Below are 21,622 nucleotides of genomic sequence, written 5' to 3'. Positions count from 1 at the left end.
GACCGGCAGGTTCTCTGATACCGTATCGGGTTTATGAACGTTTCAGGGCTAATACCCCGTGAAAACCGACCCGTCTGACCAGTAATGTCCATATCCATCAACCTCCTACTTAAGCCATGAAATGATACGTAATTACTTCAAAATCGCTTTCAGAACCATTCTCAAACAGAAGGGCTATTCTGTCATTAATATTACAGGGCTTGCCACGGGTATGGCAGTAGCGATGCTTATCGGTCTCTGGGTGTATGATGAGTTATCCTACAATAAATACCATGAAAATTATAACAGGATCGCAAAGGTCATGCAAAGTTCAACGGTTAACGGAGAATTTGGAGTAGGTGAATATATGCCGCTTCCGTTAAGGAACATTTTGCAGACAGAATTTCACGATGATTTTAAACACGTTGTAATTGCATCCTGGATTGGCAATCACGTGCTGGCCTATGGCGACCGAAAGATCACCAAAACAGGTAACTACATGAGTCAGGAGGCCGCTGAAATGTTAACGTTGAAAATGGTCCGCGGAACAAGAGATGGGTTAAAAGAACCAGCTTCGATTATGTTATCATCCTCTGTTGCGCAGGTCCTCTTCGATCATATCGATCCGATTGGTAAGATCATGAAGATTGATAATAAGCTTAGTGTCAAAGTTACCGGCGTCTACGAGGATTTGCCATACAACACCGAGTTCAGAGAAATGACCTTTGTCGCACCATGGGAATTATACGCTTCCTCCGAACCCTGGATTAAAAACACTGGTGGATGGCAAAACAATTCCTGGCAAATACTGGCTCAGCTTTCTCCCAATTCCGGTTTTACCACTGTTTCTAAAAAAATAAAGGACCTGAGGGTGCTTCATCTTCCCGAAACCGCCTATTCCAAACCGGAAATATTCCTGCATCCTATGAGCCGCTGGCACCTGTATACGGGGTGGGATAAATCTGGTAAAACAGATGGGCGGATCCAGTATGTATGGTTATTTGGGATCATTGGTGTCTTTGTGCTACTCCTCGCATGTATCAACTTTATGAACCTGTCGACAGCCAGGTCTGAGAAGCGGGCGAAGGAAGTCGGTATCCGAAAGGCTGTTGGCTCCATCCGTTCGCAGCTGGTTGGTCAGTTTTTCGCTGAATCACTAATGGTGACTGCTTTTGCATTTATACTCTCACTGCTGCTAACATGCCTGGCACTTTCCTTCTTCAACGAAATAGCTGATAAACAACTTTCCCTGCCCTGGAACAAGCCGTTTTTCTGGATGTTGGGTGTAAGCTTTAGTATACTAACCGGCCTGATTGCAGGCAGCTATCCGGCGCTCTACCTGTCTTCGTTCCAACCGGTTAAAGTACTGAAAGGTACCTTCCGGGCCGGCCGGTTTGCGTCAGTACCAAGAAAGGTATTAGTAGTTGTCCAGTTTACCGTATCAGTTACGCTCATTATCGGGACAATCATCGTTTTCCGTCAGATCCAATATGCCAAAAACCGGCCCATTGGCTACAACCGTGAGGCTTTGATCACGGTCGATATGAACACACCGGAGCTGTATGGACATTATAATGCATTACGAAGAGAGCTGATTGAAACAGGCGCCGTTATTGAAATGTCAACGTCTTCCTCACCAACAACCAGTTTACAATCACGGCAAATTGGATTTGACTGGGAAGGAAAAGATCCAAATCTCAGAGAACAACTGGGAACAGTTGCCATAAGCCATGACTTTGGTAAAACCATAGGTTGGCAGTTTATTGCTGGTCGCGATTTCTCCCGTGACTTCGCCACTGATTCTTCCGGAATGGTTTTAAATGAAAGTGCGGCCAGGTATCTGGGATTGAAAGATCCTGTGGGCAAAACTGTAAAATGGAATGGTAAACCATTTCAGATATTAGGTATTGTCAAAGATATGTTGATGGGTTCACCATTTGAGCCGGTCTACCAGACCGTTTTCATGTTGGATTATAATTGGGCAAGCGTCATCAACATTAAGCTGAATCCCCAGAACAGCACAAACGAGTCATTAAAAAAGATCGCGACTGTCTTCCGCAAGTTCAACCCCGGAAGCCCTTTCGATTATAAATTTATCGACCAGCAATATGCTTCAAAATTTGCCGCCGAAGAGCGTATCGGACAGCTTGCCTGGGGCTTTGCTATCCTGGCGATCTTCATTAGCTGTTTAGGCTTATCTGGCTTAGCTTCATTTGTCGCCGAACAACGCACAAAGGAAATGGGTGTCCGGAAAGTACTAGGGGCATCTGTCTTTAACCTCTGGACTTTACTTTCCAAAGAGTTTGCATTCCTGGTCATCATCGCTTTTATCATCGCAATACCGGCATCCTACTATTTCCTGGAAAACTGGCTCCAGAAATACGAATACCGTACAAACATCTCCTGGTGGATTTTTGCAGTTTCAGGCATAGGATCACTAATGATTACGCTGCTGACCGTCAGCTTTCAGAGTATCAAAGCAGCCATGGTAAATCCTGTAAAGAGCCTGCGTAGTGAATAAATCCCCATTACTTTATATAAAAAAGGGGCTGACCATACCGGTCAGCCCCTGATATCTTTTGCAGATAATGCGCTTAGAACTTAAACGTCACACTACCTGTAACCCTGGTAGGATTCTGCGCTGCCAGACGATATGACCAGTATTTTTCATTGGTCAGATTATCCACCTTCAACCCGATCCTGTAGCCCGGTTTGTCATAGAAAACAGCCGCATCCAGTACGGTATAGGAAGGTATGGTAAATTTGAAGGTAGTCGTATTGGTCTGATAATACTCACTCGCGTAAATACCGCCAAAACCGAAACCAAGTCCTTTAGCTGCTCCGGAGGCCAGACGATAACTGATCCACAGATTTCCTACTTTAGGAGAACCGGCAGTTGTTGGCCTCAGACCTTCCACAGTAGCATTCGCCTTGGTGAATTTGCTATCGTTGTAGGTGTAACCTGCTACGATGTTCAGGCCTTTTACCGGATTTGCGATCACTTCCACCTCATATCCTTTGCTCAGCTGTGTACCGTCCTGGATGGAGTAGGTAGCATGCTCCGGATCATCACGGGTAACATTGGTAACAGAGATGTTGTAGTAGCTCAGTGTTGCACTTACTTTGTTGAGGTCAAATTTCACACCACCTTCCCATTGGTTAGCCTGTGTTGGTTTAAACGTATTACCCTCAAAATCAGAACCTGAAACGTTGTTGAAACCGTTCATATAGTTACCGAAGACGGATACCTTGTCTTTAATCACCTGGTATACTGCTCCGAATTTCGGTGACAGCGCGGTCTGGTTATAATTGCCTGCGGTTGAATCCTGGGCAGGATAATAAGTGCCTTTGTTCATATACCTGTCCACACGCAGACTGGCCATTACCAGTAATTTATCCGTAATATTCAGTACATCAGATACATAAGCACTGTAGGTTTCTTCCCTTCCGGCTACAAAATTGCTGTATGTAGCATTGGCAAAGAGAGGTTTTACCTTTTCAAGCGTAAAGTTGTTATATCCTGCACCTGGCTTTCTGACATCGATAGGCGCCAGATTTACGGTAGCGTCATTGCGGGTTGATTTCAGACTGTAAAAGTCCAGACCTGCAACAACCCTGTTCCTTAAACCGCCAATTTTAAAGTCGCCGATGAAGTTCTGCTGAATATCTGTTCCGTAGTAAGGAAATTCCTGGTTAGTTACTGCCTGACGCAGGGATGTATCTGAGGTCATTGTCAGCTGCACCACGTTTCCATCAGAGGAAGACCGGGTACGTGAAACAATTGTCTGGGAAGTCCAGCTTTTGGAAAGTATATACTTTGCCTGCGCAAAGATGTTATACTGCTGGCTGTTATAAGTAATGGTATTGTTTGCGAAGGAAAGTCTGTAAGGGATATGTAGGTCTTCAATGCTTTTAGCCGTTCCTTTGGTATAAGGCGCCAGACGCGTCGGAGAAGTGGCTTTATTTAAACTGAACTCCACATCCAGGGAAAGTGTCAGTCTGTCGCTTACTGCATAGGAAAAACTGGGAGCGATCAGAAAACTTCTGGTAAAGCCTGCATCCTGGAAACTATTCTCACTATGCAAAGCTGTATTTACCCTTAACAGGGCAGTTTTCTCTTTGTTCAGCGGGGAGTTGATATCCATGGTGAGACGGTTCAGATTCCAGCTTCCACCGGAATATGAAATTTCACCCATAGCATTCTGCAATGGCTTTTTCGTTACCCTGTTAAACAGTCCACCAAAAGAGGATACTGTACTACCAAACAAGGTAGCGGATGGTCCTTTGATCACCTCAATACGCTCCAGGTTTACCGGATCGATCGTTGTGTAGGTAAAGCTGCTTACACCATTACGCACCAGCTGAGGCGTCGGAAAACCTCTTGAAATAAATGTGGTTCTACCCTGGTTTCTGATTTCCGCAACACCAGCTCCCGGCACATTCTTAAAGGCACTGTTATAGTCTGTGATCAGCTGTTCTTTCATCAGCTCTTTGCTTACAACCGTATAAACCTGTGGATTCTCCATGTTGGCTAAGGCCATTTTGGAAACATCCACACTTTCTTTTCTTCCGAAACGGTTACCGCCACTGGTCACCACCACTTCTTCCAGTTTTTGCGAAGAAGTACTTAATGTGATCTTAATATGGTTTTCCCGGCCTTCTTCTGCCTTCACCTCCACCACAACAGGCTCCAGACCAATTAATGATGCTTTCAGATGATAGGTGCCAACCGGAATGTTTTTGAAATTGAATGCACCGTTTTCATTGGTGATCGCCCCTTTAGACAGTTCCTGAATAATCACTGTCACTCCCGGAGCAGGTTCTCCATTGCTGGTAACGACGATACCAGAGATACCTGTCGCTTTATCATCTATATCATTTGCATAGATGTCAGCCGCATTAAATAAGAAAAATGATAATATTAGTGCAAGTCCTGAAATTAGTTTCCCCAGATGCCTTCCCATATACAAAGTTAAATTAGGCTGCAAAAGTGCACAGGTCGGCGGACATATTATATGTCGAAAACGGAATTTCTTTTATCAAATTGGGAATTTCCTGCTGCTTGCTATCCAATTTCCGTTTTAGGGGCCAAACGCGCTACTGACGGACATTCCTCTATCTACCACCTTACTTTGTTCAACGGGCCAGATATCGGCCGTGGGCTATTTTTATCAGTAACAGTGTTAGGAAACAGGCAAGTCATCTTACACATTGATAAAGAACTGTTTACTATGGATCAAATCAGTTTATTTTACCACTTCACTTACCAGAATAAGAGGAAGAGCATTGGTATAGTTAGCAAAATCCGCACGAATTGCATCTATGTTTGGTGCAATAGCCGCCTGATATTCACTTAAGCTTTTTACATAAAATGCCCCTACTGCCATAAAAGGTAAAGGTTGATTGGGAGCACCGCCGGAAAGCCCTTTCTCGATTGTATATTTAACCAGATTAGACCCTAAGAAACCCGCTACCATAGGCATGTGCTTAGTCTCATAATACGCCATATTGAAGGTCTTACCTTCAGCATAAGGATATAAGATAGATATCTTCACTAAACCCTTTTCAACTACACCAATATTTTCCTTTTTAGATTTCCCACCTCCCTTTTCCTGACCAAATGCAACAAAACAAACAGTTAAAAATAAGAATGATAACATTAGTTTACGCATCATGATAAGTTATTTTAAGTATAAGAAATTTAAGCTTTTAATAGCACTTTAAGAAATAGCGTACTAACATGAAATCCTGAACGCTTGTGCTGTTTTTTTAATTAATTTGCTCCGGTAGCAATAATTCATGTGGCAAAGACACAGCTGTACCTATATTCCTGCCAACGATAAACCTGTCCTGGAATATGGCGGTGGAGTAATTGGCAATCAATGCTTTTATAATAACTAATGAAAAAGACCTTAATTTTAACCTCAATCGCGATCGCCTCCATTGGCGCAATTTATGCCCTCGTTACCTATATCAGAATGGATGGGTTTGCGTTCGCCTGGGCCCTGAACTTCCTTCTGATGCTCTGCGTATCCGTTTTTACAGAGACACAAAAAAGCCCGCTTACGTCTTCCTACTATAATCAAAAGGCATGGGAACAGCGGGGAAAAGTGTACGAATCCCTGGGAATAAACTTCTTTAGAAAACTACTGGTCCTGATTGGTTGGGAAGCAGTGATCAGAAAATCCAGTCCGATAGAAAAAAATACTGCTGCGCTGGAAAGTTTATACTACAAAACAAAGAAGTCTGAACTGGATCACGCAATTATCCTGCTGATCGTCCTGCCGTTTAACGTTTTTGTGGCACTCAGGTTTGGCATTGTCAGGTCTTTATCATTACTGATATTGAATATCCTGCTGAATCTCTATCCAATTTTCCTTCAACGGTATAATCGTCCCCGGATAGCAAGAGCACTCAACTTAAGTAAACGGAGGGCCGCTTAGTATGATACAAAAAGGCAGTAAAGTCAGACACTCCGATCCGGAAATTGATGATGCAGCAGGCGTCATGATCGTCTTTCAAATCGCCAATGGTTTTGCGCTTTGCGGTTATCCTGACAGACAAGGACAGGAACTGCAAAATTATGCGGTAGCTGATTTAGTACTTATTTCCGGATCTTTCAGCTCTAAAAGCAGATAAAAAGAAACGGCTGCAGGTCGCCCCACAGCCGCTGGTTTATTCATAGGAATAGTTAGCAATTATTTATTCTCCACTTCTTTACCTTCCAGGATCATGGTGATCCTGTTTTCAATGTCCTGCAGGTGATATTTTGAAACACCTGTCTGCACCGGAATCGCCTTGCGGATATCGCTACGCAGGGTTACCAGCTGAGCGCGCATTAATGAAGAGGCGTCGTTGCTGGTAGGGTCCGGATTGATATAGAAGATGGTACCGTTACCATTGTTTCTGCCAACTATCTCGTTTACCTGCTTAAATGCCTTTTTAGCCTGGTCGATATACATCTTTTGCAGATTGCGGCGATACAGGTCAACCGGCTTATTGTTGTATAACTCACTCCAGATGCTATTTCTCAGGTCATCCAGCATCTCGCTGGCAGTATAAGTTTTAGTGCCTTTATGGAGCTCAGCATCACGTGTGAGCGTAACAATAGCACCGGATGCCATCAGCCGCATGATCACGTTGAACTGCCCCACTCCTATGTAGGTAGCGCCATCAATACCTGTCAGTGCAGTCAATGTGTCATTGATCAGCCATTTAGGAGTAGTGAACACATACTCGTTCAGGAACTTCATGGCCTCCTTTTGCTGCTGATAGCTCACCGGTGATATCTGTACACCTGGTTGTTCTACGCTTTTCAGGGTCTGGAATTCGCCACCAATGCTTTTCATCACCTGCGCGCCAAACAGGATATACTGACGCAGCACCGTTTCGTACATGTTCTTCAGATTGTCATATCCTTCATTGGGTACGCTGGTCCAGTTCCTGAGCTGTGGTAAAACGCGTTGCAGGTTTTTAATACCATATATGGCAGCGAGTACGTTGTTATCGCCGAGATCTTCGCTCTGACTACGTGGATCGCTACCAGCATTTTCACTACCAAAGAAAAGACGGTTATTGGCTGCCAGACTATCAATCACCAACCTGTTCAGATACGCAACTTCTTCATTAGGTGTTTTAAACTGTGGATACCAGCGATAGCCAAACTGTATGGCCCATTTGTCATAGTCTCCGATTCTGGGGAAAATTCCTTTTTGTCCGATGTTATCTTCTGGTTGTGCCACCCAGTTAAAACGGGCGTAGTCCATAATGGAAGGCGTATGACCATTCGCTTCAACCCATGCCTTATCCCGCAGCTTCTCTACCGGCACGGTGGAGCTGGAGCCAAAGTTATGGGCGAGTCCCAGGGTATGACCTACTTCATGGCTCGATACGAATCGGATCAACTCACCCATCAGCTTATCATCAAACTCCATTTTACGGGCATTCGGATCCAGCGGACCTGCCTGTACCATGTACCAGTTATGTACCAGCTGCATAATGTTATGGTACCAGTTGATATGCGTTTCGATGATCTCACCGCTACGTGGATCATGTACATGAGGACCACTCGCATTAGCTACTGAAGAAGGTTTATATACGATCACGTTGTGACGTGCATCGTCGATACTCCAGGTAGAATCATTTTCCGGTGCAGGTAAAGCTTTGATAGCGTTTTTAAAACCCGCCTGCTCAAAAGCCTTCTGCCAGTCGTTTACACCTGCAATGAGATAAGGCACCCATTTCTTAGGTGTGGCCGGATCAATATAGTAGACGATCGGTTGTTTTGGTTCTACCAGTTCGCCACGCTTATATTTCTCAATATCTTCCTCTTTAGGCTCAAGGCGCCAGCGTGTGATCAGGTAGCGCGCTTTAACGCCCTGTGGATCCGCATCAAAGTCTATATAACCTCTGGCAAAAAAGCCCACACGTGCATCCGCGTAACGGGCCTGCATCGGTTCTTTTGGCAACAGCACCATAGAACTGTTCAACTCATAGGTATCAGGTATCGTAGCGCCGGGTGTAGCTGACAGATAGCTGCGCATGGTACGGATCTCGATGTTCATCGGGAAAGCTTTCAGTCCGGTGATAAAAGATCTATCGGACTGGATCGCACCCAGTTTCAGCGTTGCCTTTACCTGTGTACCGAAATGAAAGATCTCATTTTCATTGGTCAGGATATCCGTCACATCGATGACAGTAGTATGTGCTGCCTTGTTGTAGGCTTTTACGGGAAACACAGCTGCAATAGGCTCCAGGTTGGATTTGAGCACCGCCCTGTACATCCCGTTCTCTGTAGTATCGCCGGAACGCTCCTGGAAACGCATGACCTTCAACAGTATTTTGTCGTCCTGGCCTTTATCAAAATGAATAACGTTTTCAGCGATCTGGTCACCCGCATAACCTGTCATATTAGGCCGTGCACTGGTAGCCGCTTTCCCGATACGGTTCACCACCAGAATGGCGCGGGTCAGCAATGAATCATGGATCTCGAAATAGTAGCGGCTATTCAGATAATGCACCTTAAACAAACCATCGTAGCTGGTGGCTTTGTTAGTGATCACCTGATCATAGGGTTTAATACCGGCAGGTAATGAGTCTGTCTTCCTGCTGGCACTATCTGTCGGTGTATTCTTTGCTGATGTATTCTTCTGTGCCTGCGCACCTGCGCCCAGCGCCATCAGGGCCGCTAAGGCAATGTTGTATTTAAGCATGGTTCTATTTAAATATTTCTTCCAATTTTGTTGCTAGTGCTGCTCCCCGCAGGTCTTTTGCGATGATCTTTCCTTTTGGATCGATCAGGAAATTCTGTGGAATGGATTTTATCGCGTATAGTTTCGCTACATCGCTGTCCCAGAATTTAAGTTCGGAGACATGCTGCCAGCTAAGTCCATCTTTCTGAATGGCCTTAATCCACTCTGCCCGCTTTCCCGACTGATCCAACGAAACAGAGAGGATATCAAAGTTTTTGTCTTTAAACTGCTGATAGGCCTTTACCACAGCAGGATTCTCCTCCCTACACGGCCCACACCAGCTGGCCCAGAAATCGACCAATACATACTTCCCACGGTAGTCTTTCAGACTGATACTATGTCCGCTGGTATCTGGTGCAGTAAATGCAGGTGCAACTGCGCCTACGCGTACGGTCATGTATTTATCGATCGTCTTTTTGACACCGATCCCTGCCTCACTCTGGCGAACATTCTTTTTCAATCCATTGTACAGGGTATTATAACTTTCGATATCATCCGGTAACGGACCTATCACATCTTTTAATGCATCCAGACTGGCCATATAATCCGGGTGTTGGCGGATAAAGGTGATCTCCTGCGCCTTACGTGCCAGTTTCAGCACCTTCATCTGGTAGCGCCATTCACCAAGACCAATTGTGTCGTAATGCCCTTTGGCTTTCTGTGCATCATAATATTGTTGCTGGCAGGTAGCCAGTTTTGTATCAGCATCTGCCAGGAAAGCGGTGAGTTCCTTCTTTTGTGCTGAAAGCATCGTGGTATCCTGGGCCTTTGCATGAAGACCCAAACCGCAGATAAAAGTGAGTAACAGGATATTTTTCATAGTTATTATTTTCCGTTTGACGTGCATTCCCCTGCACCGGTGCAAACGCACCGGCAACAGGTAGAATAGCTATAATGGTTGGATTTAAAAGACGCGGCTCCCCTGTCCCTGTTCCATGTAGATGATCGTGTTTATCCGGCCATCTCCTTCAAATGTGGGTTGAGACAGTGGCTGTATCGTTCCCGTAGAACTGAGCCTGTGTAACCATACCTTGTAGCGGCCCTGTTTATACGTGGCGATAGCCAGGTAGTCAGTCGTGGACACCACATTGGCTGCAGGCACCGGGTATTTTACATGTTGTATATCGGTAACAACTTCTCCTGCCGGCAACGTCAACTGCAAGCGCTCTGATGCAGTAGCGATATCTGTCATGAATATATCGGAACCCACGGCATAGTAGATATAGTCTGCATCATAGTTGCCTCCTATTACGCTGGCATTCATCAACCCATGAGAGGACTCCAGGGTATCACGCGCCATAATGAGGGTCCCGGAACCCAGCAGAAAACCATACAGGGTATTGAGTTTATAAAGCATCCCTTTGCCATCAGGCAACTTAAACAGCATAAATGCGACACTGCGCACGCCAGGAAAACCGGCCATCCAGCGAAGATCGGCATTCATGTTTTTTAAATCCGTACCATTGCTGCCAAGGCCCGCATAAGCGGTGGCATTATAACAGATCACAGATCTTGTATTCAGGTCCCAGCCTATGTCCATCGCACCTACTATAGCCATCCCGGAAGGTTTATAGGTTTGCGGCAGATCCGTAAACAAAGCGCCCTTGTTCATACAATAGGCCTTATTATCGTTGATCAGCATCAGATTGGCGGTGTTCTGCGGCTGGAAAACATTCTGCGGACGACGGTTGGCTGGCTTACCGAAGAACATACTATCATAGGCATATGTTGCTACACCGTTGCTCACACGATAGATAGCGGCATCTTTATCTGACAATACGATCAAACCGCCATAGAGATCAGAAGACGTCAGTGTACGACGCATACTGCCAGCAAACAATCCCTTCACTGCATTTCCTTCCAGACTCTTACCATTGTTATAGAATGCTATCCAGTTATCAATCCTGCCCTTTTTATGGATAAAATCAACGTCTGTTTTCCCGTTATTATCTTTAATAAGGTACCAGCCATCGTTATTGAGGGTGGATACATTAAAGATCATTTTTCTCAGCTTTACCACGCCGGTTTTCTTGTCCCGGATATTCAGCACGAGATAGTATTGTCCGGGATCGAGCATTACAGGATAGTTGATATCCTTGGTAAATGCCAGGGTATCTGTCTTATTCTGATTGCCTATCAATGAGACAAAGTTCGCACTGATGTTTGTCCAGTAATAATCATACAACTTTTCATCTGCTACCACAGGAGAAAGACGGAGCGTATCCTGGTGTGTAAACAGGCTGACAGTATCTGCAATACCTCCTACCTCGAAGGCTGGCAGGAGATTGGTAGCGCCGGTACTGTCATCTTTCTGGCAGCTGAACGCCAGTAAACTGATCAGTAATACGACAAGTATATTTAATTGTTTCATGAGATGGATGGTTGATGGTTATGGGAATGTGATAGCAGAACTGGAAGGCGAAGATGTTTCACGTATCGGCGCTTTACCACTGGCTATATTGTCAGGGTTACCGTTGAAGTCTATTAATGCCTGTTTCAGCACTGTGACATACTGCCGAAGCGACCCATTGCTGTTGGCTGCCTTAAACCATCCGTCATCGATATTCTGTTTGAGTACATCGATCATAAACTGGTGTTTCCCTACACTGTATTTGCCAAACCAGCTGAATGCCGGCGCCAGGTAACTATCTACGCGCCAGGAATCAAAACGTTCCAGGTGGTCAGAGAAGGTCAGCATTTTTTCACGTGCTATCTGTTCGCCCAAACCAAACTCTGAATTCGCTGCCAGCTGGATATGAAGACGGTAAGTATTGGTAGCCAGACTGGTATCTCTCAACAGGATCACCGGAATGCGGGCAGTTGCCTCATTCGCCTTCACAACCATCAGCGACTGCATGTTTTTGTCGTCAAAGTTGACATAGTGAACACCAGGTATCGCCCTGAAAGGTGTCTCAGTTGCAACGCTGTCTATGATCTGATTAGTGATGCTATCGCGTTTATAGGTATAGGAATAATCGATGATCTGTACAAATTTCACCTGTCTGTCGTACGGGGCAATACCTCCAATCGTATTCACCTGAATGTAGGCGGTATCCTGTACAATGTTCTGCGGTTCAAACACGAAGGTGGCAGACTGTGTAATGGTATCAGCCATCTGAATACGGGCGATATCAGAATAGGTGAGATAGGGCGCTTTCTTGCAGCCGGCAGCCATTACCAGCGCAAAGCAGCAAAAGCATATGATCTGTTTCATGGTCGTCATTAGTTGTTGTGGTAGTTAATTTCGCGATCCGGTTTTGGTACAACATATCTGGCAACAGTGCCGGTATAATAAGCAGCGGTCCAGCTGGCAGGAAGCGTAGTCACATTCAACCTTTTGTAAGTAAAGAATGTCTGGCCTTCTGCATACAGTTCACGTACATATTCACGAATGATCTTATTCCTGCGGTCAGCTTCCCAGCCTGCGGTATTGAAGCCGGTAGGGAAAGGAATGCCCTTTTCATTGCAATAAGCGCCATAGGCAGCCTCTGCGTCCTCTTTTCCGGTAGCGCATTCTGTCAGGATCAGGTACATCTCGCTAAGCCGCAATAACGGTACCTGTAACACAGGACCTGACGCACGCTGATTGAACTTCCTGTAAATAACATAACTGGGATTATTGGCTCTGTATACCCACATTTCCTTCCATCTTACATCAGAAGTCCTTTCTGCCACAGGGAAGAGATTATTGAGGAAATAAAACCCATCCTGCACGTTAAAGTCACTGCGTGCCAGCGAACCGAGTTCACCGAAAGTACCGTTAGCAATGGCATCCAGATTATACACGCTCAGCGATGCAATATGTTCTGAAGACATGAGATAATCACCGGATACGCGGTCACTTTCCTTCCCTAATCTGAAAGTCGGTGCACCGAAATGGTCTCTTGCGTCCACCACCATCTGCGCATATTTTGCGGCATTGATCTTATTGGAAGGATCGGTAGTAGAGAGATACATATACACCCTTGCTTTCAATGCCAGCACAGCATAGTAGTTCAGTCTTATCTGACGGTACATGTAAAAATTATCCGCTACCACCGGCGGTGTATTGATATTGGTCGGCGGATTTAACTCTGCCAGTGAATAGGTCCTGATAGGATCTGTATCCTTCATCAGGGCTTCTGCTGCATCCAGATCAGAAAGGATATTCTGTGCGAATTCATTATAGCCTACAGGCGTAATGATCTCATGTGTCACTTCTTTCACGTAAGGTAATAGTGGCCCCTGACCAGGATTATCAGGCATAGGTCCGTACATGCGCAGTACATCAAAGTGGTTAAAAGCACGTAAGGCCAGCGCTTCTCCCTTAATCAGGGAATAGTTATTACCGGTAAATATGCCCTTCTGTGCATCAATTCTCTCCAGAATACTATTTACACTGGCTACCACCTTATAGAGATCAGCGTACGTATTATCAAGCCAGCTTCTTACGGTCGCATCCGTATAGTTAGCGTTGACAAGGCTGTTCAATCCCACATTACTCACAGATACTACATCCCAGTTACGGGCCATAAATTCAATATTGCCCCACATCAGACTACCACCGTAGGTATTGTTACTTTTCATCTGAATATAGGCGCCCGTCAGCGCATCACGGAAGCCCTTCTCTGTGCTGAATATCTGGTCTTTCGTTGTTTGCGCCTGTGGCGTTACGTCAAGATATTTATTACAGCTGCTGAATGCCAGCGCGCCTAATAGTATAGTTGTTGATATTAGTTTCTTCATGTTCATCCTGGTTTAGAAAGTGGCAAATACATTAAATGAAACCTGCCTTGTAAATGGATAATCCAGTCCTCTCTCCTGCTTTACCGTAGACAGGTAGAACAGCTCACCGGTATTGGCTGAAAGCGTCAATGCCTGCAGACCGGCATGTTGCAACCATGCTCTGTTCAGCACATTATAGGTAATGTTGATGTTCTGGCAGGTGAGGGTTGATTCATTCTGCACAAATCTGGAAGAAGGGAAAATAGCGGAATAGTCATTGATACCTCTGAAGAACGATTTGTCACCAGGCTGTTTCCAGCGGTCGGTAAACACGCGGGCATCTACGTTAAAGAATTTATCTGCACTTTCCACACGATCAACCAGCGTCTGGTTGTATATCTGTCCACCCAGGCGATAGCCGAAGGATGCATTAAAGGAAAGCCCCTGATAACGTACCAGTGTACTGAAGTTACCACGATAGGTTGGCTGATTTAAGCCCACTGCTACCCTGTCTGCCGCATTCCAGGAGTAGGTAACTTCTCCCTTGCGTGTCTTAAATAATTCGCGGCCGGTACTGGGGTCTATACCCATTGAACGCACGGCGTAGATGGTATTCTGTGAAGCGCCTTCCCGTATAATCTTATTGGGTGTACTACCGTCGGTCAGCAATGCCAGCTTCTCATTGGCAGCTTTCATGGCCTGCGACAGTTCTACGATCCTGTCCGTGTTGTGTGTAATGTTTCCGGTTACGGACCAGTTAATGCGGCGCGCATCATCCTGTATCAGCATCACAGTCGCACTCGCCTGCCATCCTGTTTGTTCCAGCTGACCGATATTTTCGACATAGCTGGTGAATCCGTTGGAATAAGGAAGTTCCAGGGATGATAAAAGATTAGAGGTTTTCTCTTTATAGAAATCAGCCTGCATGGTGATCCTTCCGCGGAATAAGTCAGCCTCTGCACCAGCATTGTATTTCTGGTTTTTCTGCCACTGCAGATCTGGATTACCCAGGGATGTTTGGCTGGCACCCAGCCAGTTCTTATAGTGATCATTGATGATATACCCATAGGTGGCCAGTGGCTGATAAGCGGAAAACGCCTGGTTACCTGTCACACCGTACGAACCACGGAGTTTTAATCTGTTTACGAACGGCAGATTGTCATGTATAAAGTTGATATGATGCAGGTTCCAGCCAGCGCCCAAAGAATAAAATGGTGCAAAGCGGCTGTTGGTACCAAACTGAGAAGCTCCATCTAAGCGATAACTGACGTCTGCAAAGTAACGGTCGTCGTAGCTATAACTGACGTTACCTACCGCACTCACTCTTCTGGTAGTGGCTTCGCTACCACCTGGACGGCCATTCTGCTGGTATTGCAGCGCCATACCCAGGAAATCGATACTGGCATCCGGGAAACCTTCTGCGGAAAAGCTGTAGTTATTACTTTTATCTTCAGCTGCTTCCATTTGTGCACCGATACTCAGGTAGTGCAGTCCTCTGAAGAGATTACTATACTGGAGATTCAGGTTACTGGTATAGCTGAAGGACTTGCCTGTACCATAGTCATAGGTACCTTTACGAAGGATATCTGCATCACTGTAACCAGCGAAGGCAGAATGTTCTGCAGGTTTGAATATATCGGAGTTGAGGTTGGTCGCATTGATACCAAAAGCACCTCTTACAGTAAAATGTTTAAATGGCGACCAGTCAACCTGGAAATTGTTGATGATATTGAGATACTGGCTTCTGTTGAATGTATTCAGCGTAGCGTCATACATCGGGTTGGGATATGGCTTCCCGCCGGTGCCATTTTTTTGTACCCAGTAATCATAGTTAAACGGCGTAAATGTCCTCACGATATTGCCGGCAGAATCATAAGGGCTCCAGTATGGATTGAGCTTCACATAGTCACCGAAAGCACCCCATGGAGATTCGCTTGCATTGACACTACCCACTGTCAGACTATTACGGAAATTCAATGTTTTAAGGCGGTAAGAGAGGTCCGCAGTTCCGTTGATGGTCCGTCTGTCAGAACCTTTCATTACACCATTGATCTTATGTACATCACCGATCAGGGCATAACGGAAGGCCGCGTCACCACCTTCCAACCGAAGGGAATGCTGCTGGTCTACACCATTGCGTAAAGGTTTGGACATCCAGTCAGTATTAACGCCACTTTCCACCACTGCTTTAATCTGGTTGTAGTATTGCTGCAAACTGATATTCTGTTCAGGGCTCTTTGTTGAGTTGTAGTAGAAGCCGGACAGTCTTTCCAGTTCCAGTTTATCACGTGCATTCAGCAGGTGATAGGAACTGAGATCAGGCGCACTCAGACTCAGTCCACCTCTGTAGGTAAGGCGCAGCTTACCGGGTACAGGTTCTTTAGTGGTGATGACAATAACGCCATTCGCACCTCTGGAACCATAGATAGCAGTTGCAGGACCATCTTTCAGCAAAGTGATGGAAGCAATTTCATTGGTATTCAGGTCCATCATACGTTGCAGGGTGATGGGAAAACCATCCATGATGATCAGCGGCGTATTGATGAGTGCAGAGGTATTATCCTGCAGCTGATCGATATTGGGCAGGTTCCTGTTTCCTCTCATCTGGATATCCGGCAGATGGTTTGGATCGGAACCAAAGCTGTTGTTGGGTACGATATAAAAAGACGGATCGATATTACCAATGGTGACAAAAATATTTCTACCCTGGAAGTTCTGGATCTCTTTGGCCGTAATTGTCTTGGCAGCCCCTGTGTAGGATTCTTTTGCCTTGTTGAAGATACCCGTTACCACCACATTGTTGATAGATGATACCGCAGAGGCCATAACAATCGTAATGCTCTTATCTCTGCGAACGGTATATGTTGCGGGCCGGTATCCCACAAAGGAAATAAGCAGCACATCCCCGGTTTCTGCTTCAATCGTGAAGTTACCCTGTGCATCCGTTGAAGTAGTTGCTGTTTTCCCTTTCACCCGGATAGTCGCTCCCGGCAATGGGCAGTTACATACGCTGTCAGCTACATGTCCGGTGATTTTCGCGGGTACTGCATTGACATATTCCAATGTAAACTCAACTGGGATCACCTTTGGTGTGATGACAATTGTCTTTGTGTTTTCTTTCAGCTCCATATGAAAGGGCTGGTCCTTCGACATGATGCTGATCAGTTCAGGTAAAGCGATATTACCTTTGACGGAAACGGTTTTGGCATTGGTGAGCATATCCTGGTTGTAGAATGCCACGTAGCCGGTTTGCTGACGAATGGTTTGCAGGAGTGCTTTAACGGACAGATTGTTGCCGGACACTGACACTGTTTGTGCTTCCACGGAAGCCCTGACATGAAGAAGTGCTACAAAAAGCAGCATGAATGTCAATTTCATAGCAAGAAATATTGTGGCTGTCCACGAGTGGTGGCCTGTCTTGACTTTCAGGCTGTCCACCGGCAGCGATTTGGTTGATAAGCCCCGGGCCGCAGCTTCCTGAACAGGCATAGCTTTCAGGTACGGCTTGGGATAAGCAGTAAAATCCATAACTTACACGTTGGTTAGGGTTGATAAAATTGCATTTCGTCCTAGAAATTGTAAAGGGATCAGCCCAGCCTCCGGCCGGGAGTGTCGCAACCACTTCCGGCTTTTTTGCTGCTGTTTCCCTGAGAAACTCAGGTCATGTTGCGGTTGAATATTTATTGTTAACGATATTGCATACGTTGGCTTTAATTGCCGGTCCCTGCCATGAATGGGCCGGAATTATGGCTTTACAATGAGCTTACGTCCTTCCAGCTGAAAGTCGACTTTTGAGCCTTCAAGGATATGTAATACGTCCTGTAGTGTATTCTGTTTGTTGATCTCACCGCCGAAATGTGCGGTCGGTATACCTTTCTCGTACACCACTTCTATGTCGTACCAGCGCTCCAGTTGACGCATTACTTCATCGAGGCTGGCATCATCAAAATTGAACAGCCCATTTTTCCAGGCCATTACCTGATCTGTATTTACTGCATTAAGTACCACCATTTGTCCTTTAGATGGCTTCACAGCTGCCTGTTGTCCCGGTTTAAGCGTGGCTGTCTGGTGATAAGCATTGATTCTTACGGCTCCATCAAGGAGGGTGGTCCGTATGATATTTTCGTTGGTGTATGCATTAATATTGAAGCTGGTGCCCAGCACTTCGATTGTGGTTGCTTCGTCTGTAGTGACTTTAAATGGTGTTTTTGCATCCTGACTCACCTCAAAATAGGCTTCTCCCTGCAATGTTATATTACGTTCTTTACCTTCAAAGGAAGTTGGATATCTGATGATGCTGGCAGCATTCAGCCAGACTTTTGTACCATCAGGTAATATGAGCTTAAACTGTCTTCCCTTGGGCGTACTCACGGTATTATATACCGGCGCTCCGGCGGCTCCGTCACCTGTATTATAGGCCAGTTGTCCGTTTTGCAGTACAACGCTGGTACCATTCTGGTTAGCCAGGACGCCATTACCAGCGCTATCCAGCACCATGGTAGAACCATCTGCCAGCGTGAGTATGGCGCCATCACGGCCAGGTGCTATCGGCATATTTTTGCCGGCAGCCGCCATATTATTACCTGGTCCTGCAGGCTTCCGTTGATTGACCCACAGGAATGTGGCTACTCCTATGAGCAATGCAACAGCAGCTGCATAGCGGAATACACGATGACTGAGGAAACGCAGCAAAGGACGTTTGCTGATGGATGAATGCTGCAAGTCCTGCAGCATGGAGAGAAAGCGTATTTTGTTCTGTTCCCGGTTACGTTCTATCTGATGCCAGACCTGTAGCATCTGCTGTACAGCGGCTTCGTCATTTATTTTCTCTGATAAAGCGGTATTAGACAACGACCTATTCTTCCAGGTATCCAGCTCCTGCTGCTCTCCGGCAGTCAACACCTCTCCCGTAAGCTGCTGATGTAGCAGACGTACAATCCTTTCGTCAAAAGCATGGTCCATCGATGTAAAGTCGTCTGTTGGCATTCCCGTCATTTCCAGTATAACAACTGAGCATTACAAAACGTGACAGCATTTTCTCAAAAAAATAAAATTGACAGAAACTGGCTGCTTACTCCTTTCTTCAGGAGTACCGTTTTTAACTCTTTTATGGCCCTGGCTTTACGTTGCCGCAGGTTTTCCATTGAAATATCCAGTTGGGCAGCTACATCTGCCGAAGGCATATCCTGTAGATATAATAATTCTACTATCTGCCGGTAATTGTCCGGTAGTCTGGCTATTTCCTGGTAAATAAGGCGCATTAACTCCGATTCCGCCATCAGCGAAGCGATGCTGTTGTCGTCATGTTGTTCCTGCTCCGAAATTTCCAGGGAACGCTTTTCACGTACACGGAGGTGTTTCAGATAATTAAGACTGGCATTCCTGGCCAGTGTAAAAAGATAAGCTCTCAATTTCCCGATTGACTCAAACCGGTTTGGCGATTGCCATAATTTAAGTAGCGACTCTGTAGCGATGTCTTCCGCCTGATGCTGATCCTGAATAATACTGAGGGAAAAATATACCAGGGTGTTATAATACACATCATACAAATGGGAATAGGCAGCGGTATCATTGGCTGCTATGGCTGTAAGTAACTCATCCTCCTCATATGACGAAACACCTGGCAAAATCGATTTTTTGGTTGTCTATCTTTTCGCAAAATAGTAAATAAATTAAAAAAAAAGGAATGAAAAAGAGGCCTCAGCCTGGAAGAACTGGTCTATTATAACGCCTGTGTACATAGACCAAATTCATGTTATCTTTTTGTAATTACATTATACTGTTTAGCAACAGGGAGAAGACACACTATAAGTGTTTATAGGACATTCAATCAAATTGTTTAAATTTAGACAAGTAATGCACCCGTTATGAAACAATCCATACTGATCAGCCTTTGTGTAGCCCTAAGTGGTACCTTGTCAGCACAATCCACCTTCCAGACTTCAGCCGGCAACGTACCTGCATCTATAGATGTACAGCTGGGACAGGTTGTCGGTCCGATGAAACCCGTATGGGCCTGGTTTGGTTACGATGAGCCCAATTATACCTATATGAAAGACGGTAAAAAGCTGCTCAGTGAGATCGCGGCACTGAGTCCGGTGCCGGTATATGTCAGAACTCATAGTCTGCTGGTGACGGGAGACGGTGTGGCCGCCCTGAAATGGGGTTCCACCAATGTCTATACGGAAGATGCAAACGGTAAACCGATCTATGACTGGCGGATCATTGACAGCATCTTTGACACCTATATCAACCGTGGTATGAAACCCCTGGTACAGATCGGCTTTATGCCCCAGGCACTCTCTACCCATCCTGATCCTTACCGGCATTACTGGAAACCCGGCGATCCCTATACGGATATCATAACCGGCTGGGCATATCCGCCTAAAGACTATGATAAATGGCGAGAACTGGCCTATCAGTGGGCCAGACACTCCATTGAACGCTATGGTCAGAAGGAAGTGGAAAGCTGGTATTGGGAAGTCTGGAATGAGCCGAACGGGCATTACTGGAAGGGTACGCGGGAAGAGTTCTTCAAACTGTACGACTATGCTGCTGATGGCATTAAAAAGGCCCTTCCGACTGCCAGGATAGGTGGTATCAACATTGCCGGCACAAGTGGTAAAACAGCCACGGAATGGACCACTCAATTCATAGCGCACTGTATTTCAGGTACCAACTATGCTACCGGTAAAACCGGCGCTCCCCTGGATGCCCTGCTATTCCATGCCAAAGGAAGTCCGAAGCTGGTCAATGGTATCGTCAGAATGAATATGTCACCTCAGCTGCGTGATATAGCAGCAGGTTTCCGTATAGCCGCCTCCTATCCCCAGACCAAAGATCTGCCACTCATCATCGGTGAGTCAGACCCGGAAGGCTGCGCCGCCTGTGGCATGGCCACCAATCCTGAAAATGCCTACCGCAATGGCACCTTATATTCCAGCTATACTGCCGCTTCCTTCGCCCGCAAATACCTGCTGGCCGATCAATATGCGATCAATTTCCTGGGCGCTGTTTCATGGTCATTCGAATTTGAAGATCAACCCTGGTTCTACGGATTCAGGGACCTGGCTACCAATGGTGCAGATAAGCCCGTGCTGAACGTATTCCGGATGTTTGGTATGATGAGTGGTGACCGGGTCAGCGTTACTGCTAACCGCATGTATCCATTGGAGACCGTCCTGGACTCCAGTATCAGGGGTCAGCAGACCGAAATCGGTGCACTCGCAGCCAAAGCTGCCAAATCAGCAGCCGTCATGATCTGGAATTATCATGATGAAGACAAAAAAGGAGCCGCCGAAGCGTTGACCCTCACTATTAAAGACATCCCGGTTAAAAAGGTGAACGTGAAAACCTATCTCATAGATAGTGATCACAGTAACTCCTATGAAGTATGGAAAAAAATGGGGTCTCCGCAACAACCTACAAAAGCGCAGATCAGCCAACTGGAGAAAGCCGGAAAATTACAATGTGTACAGGTAGTACAAAAGAATACCACTAACGGTGAACTGAAGTTATCGCTGGGCTTACAGCGGCAGGCAGTCGCATTAGTTACGCTGAACTGGTGATAACATGAACCTGAGAACAAAGCAGGTATTTATCTGCGCTGCAATTAAAGCGACGCTGTTGCACTCTGATCGATGCATGTAACAGGACCGGTATTGCCACAGTAAAAACCTGATTGTATT

14 protein-coding genes are annotated in these 21,622 nt (G+C 45.8%); 4 read left to right on the top strand and 10 right to left on the bottom strand.

What is annotated here, in order from left to right:
* Nucleotides 1-121: 121 nt before the first annotated feature.
* Complete coding sequence (locus BMZ72_RS01115; RefSeq protein WP_089804410.1) at nucleotides 122-2,500, top strand: ABC transporter permease; 2,379 nt, start codon at nucleotides 122-124, stop codon at nucleotides 2,498-2,500.
* A gap of 73 nt (nucleotides 2,501-2,573) precedes the next feature.
* On the opposite strand, the gene BMZ72_RS01110 is transcribed toward BMZ72_RS01115, so the two are convergent.
* Nucleotides 2,574-4,943 (bottom strand): TonB-dependent receptor, encoded by a 2,370-nt coding sequence (locus tag BMZ72_RS01110; RefSeq protein WP_089804408.1) that lies wholly within the window; start codon nucleotides 4,941-4,943, stop codon nucleotides 2,574-2,576.
* A gap of 282 nt (nucleotides 4,944-5,225) precedes the next feature.
* A complete protein-coding gene (locus tag BMZ72_RS01105) occupies nucleotides 5,226-5,654 on the bottom strand; it encodes an EthD family reductase (RefSeq protein WP_089804406.1) in 429 nt (142 codons plus the stop codon).
* A gap of 225 nt (nucleotides 5,655-5,879) precedes the next feature.
* Here BMZ72_RS01105 and BMZ72_RS01100 point away from each other — a divergent pair, with 225 nt between their 5' ends.
* Nucleotides 5,880-6,422 carry a glycosyl-4,4'-diaponeurosporenoate acyltransferase CrtO family protein gene (locus tag BMZ72_RS01100; RefSeq protein WP_089804404.1) on the top strand — a complete coding sequence of 181 codons (543 nt, stop codon included), beginning with the start codon at nucleotides 5,880-5,882 and terminating at the stop codon, nucleotides 6,420-6,422.
* A gap of 1 nt (nucleotide 6,423) precedes the next feature.
* Nucleotides 6,424-6,618: a hypothetical protein gene (locus tag BMZ72_RS01095; RefSeq protein ID WP_089804402.1), complete on the top strand. Its 195-nt coding sequence runs from the start codon at nucleotides 6,424-6,426 to the stop codon at nucleotides 6,616-6,618.
* A 59-nt stretch (nucleotides 6,619-6,677) separates the two neighbouring features.
* Here BMZ72_RS01095 and BMZ72_RS01090 read toward each other — a convergent pair whose 3' ends face one another.
* The 8 genes from BMZ72_RS01090 to BMZ72_RS01055 all read right to left on the bottom strand — a co-directional run bounded on the left by BMZ72_RS01090 (nucleotide 6,678) and on the right by BMZ72_RS01055 (nucleotide 19,561).
* Nucleotides 6,678-9,191: a zinc-dependent metalloprotease gene (locus BMZ72_RS01090; RefSeq protein WP_089804400.1), complete on the bottom strand. Its 2,514-nt coding sequence runs from the start codon at nucleotides 9,189-9,191 to the stop codon at nucleotides 6,678-6,680.
* Between the two features lie 4 nt (nucleotides 9,192-9,195).
* On the bottom strand, nucleotides 9,196-10,050 hold the full coding sequence (locus BMZ72_RS01085) for a peroxiredoxin family protein (RefSeq protein ID WP_089804398.1): 855 nt from the start codon (nucleotides 10,048-10,050) through the stop codon (nucleotides 9,196-9,198).
* 84 nt (nucleotides 10,051-10,134) lie between these two features.
* The gene (locus BMZ72_RS01080) at nucleotides 10,135-11,601 is read right to left on the bottom strand and encodes a PKD-like family lipoprotein (protein WP_089804396.1); all 1,467 of its coding nucleotides are present in this window, start codon (nucleotides 11,599-11,601) and stop codon (nucleotides 10,135-10,137) included.
* An 18-nt stretch (nucleotides 11,602-11,619) separates the two neighbouring features.
* Entirely contained in the window at nucleotides 11,620-12,444 is an 825-nt protein-coding gene (locus BMZ72_RS01075; protein ID WP_089807146.1) for a DUF4843 domain-containing protein, read from the bottom strand.
* An 8-nt stretch (nucleotides 12,445-12,452) separates the two neighbouring features.
* A complete protein-coding gene (locus tag BMZ72_RS01070) occupies nucleotides 12,453-13,955 on the bottom strand; it encodes a RagB/SusD family nutrient uptake outer membrane protein (protein ID WP_089804394.1) in 1,503 nt (500 codons plus the stop codon).
* Nucleotides 13,956-13,967: 12 nt separating this feature from the next.
* Nucleotides 13,968-17,312: a SusC/RagA family TonB-linked outer membrane protein gene (locus BMZ72_RS01065; RefSeq protein ID WP_255373073.1), complete on the bottom strand. Its 3,345-nt coding sequence runs from the start codon at nucleotides 17,310-17,312 to the stop codon at nucleotides 13,968-13,970.
* A 366-nt stretch (nucleotides 17,313-17,678) separates the two neighbouring features.
* A complete protein-coding gene (locus BMZ72_RS01060; protein WP_089804390.1) occupies nucleotides 17,679-18,920 on the bottom strand; it encodes a FecR family protein in 1,242 nt (413 codons plus the stop codon).
* A 53-nt stretch (nucleotides 18,921-18,973) separates the two neighbouring features.
* Nucleotides 18,974-19,561, bottom strand: coding sequence for an RNA polymerase sigma factor (locus tag BMZ72_RS01055; RefSeq protein ID WP_177222643.1), 588 nt, complete (start codon nucleotides 19,559-19,561; stop codon nucleotides 18,974-18,976).
* 240 nt (nucleotides 19,562-19,801) lie between these two features.
* Between BMZ72_RS01055 and BMZ72_RS01050 the strand changes: the two genes are divergently transcribed.
* Nucleotides 19,802-21,502 carry a GH39 family glycosyl hydrolase gene (locus BMZ72_RS01050; RefSeq protein ID WP_089804386.1) on the top strand — a complete coding sequence of 567 codons (1,701 nt, stop codon included), beginning with the start codon at nucleotides 19,802-19,804 and terminating at the stop codon, nucleotides 21,500-21,502.
* Nucleotides 21,503-21,622: the final 120 nt, after the last annotated feature.

This window comes from Chitinophaga sp. YR627 (assembly GCF_900114995.1).
In the GTDB taxonomy this organism is placed as follows: Bacteria; Bacteroidota; Bacteroidia; order Chitinophagales; family Chitinophagaceae; genus Chitinophaga.
Note: the sequence above shows the minus strand (reverse complement) of the source record. Positions and strands in the feature narration are given on the sequence as shown.

Coding starts and splice junctions, on each gene's coding strand:
- BMZ72_RS01115 (WP_089804410.1), top strand. CDS start 122: ATGATACGTAATTACTTCAAAATCGCTTTCAGAACCATTCTCAAACAG.
- BMZ72_RS01110 (WP_089804408.1), bottom strand. CDS start 4,943: ATGGGAAGGCATCTGGGGAAACTAATTTCAGGACTTGCACTAATATTA.
- BMZ72_RS01105 (WP_089804406.1), bottom strand. CDS start 5,654: ATGATGCGTAAACTAATGTTATCATTCTTATTTTTAACTGTTTGTTTT.
- BMZ72_RS01100 (WP_089804404.1), top strand. CDS start 5,880: ATGAAAAAGACCTTAATTTTAACCTCAATCGCGATCGCCTCCATTGGC.
- BMZ72_RS01095 (WP_089804402.1), top strand. CDS start 6,424: ATGATACAAAAAGGCAGTAAAGTCAGACACTCCGATCCGGAAATTGAT.
- BMZ72_RS01090 (WP_089804400.1), bottom strand. CDS start 9,191: ATGCTTAAATACAACATTGCCTTAGCGGCCCTGATGGCGCTGGGCGCA.
- BMZ72_RS01085 (WP_089804398.1), bottom strand. CDS start 10,050: ATGAAAAATATCCTGTTACTCACTTTTATCTGCGGTTTGGGTCTTCAT.
- BMZ72_RS01080 (WP_089804396.1), bottom strand. CDS start 11,601: ATGAAACAATTAAATATACTTGTCGTATTACTGATCAGTTTACTGGCG.
- BMZ72_RS01075 (WP_089807146.1), bottom strand. CDS start 12,444: ATGAAACAGATCATATGCTTTTGCTGCTTTGCGCTGGTAATGGCTGCC.
- BMZ72_RS01070 (WP_089804394.1), bottom strand. CDS start 13,955: ATGAAGAAACTAATATCAACAACTATACTATTAGGCGCGCTGGCATTC.
- BMZ72_RS01065 (WP_255373073.1), bottom strand. CDS start 17,312: ATGAAATTGACATTCATGCTGCTTTTTGTAGCACTTCTTCATGTCAGG.
- BMZ72_RS01060 (WP_089804390.1), bottom strand. CDS start 18,920: ATGCCAACAGACGACTTTACATCGATGGACCATGCTTTTGACGAAAGG.
- BMZ72_RS01050 (WP_089804386.1), top strand. CDS start 19,802: ATGAAACAATCCATACTGATCAGCCTTTGTGTAGCCCTAAGTGGTACC.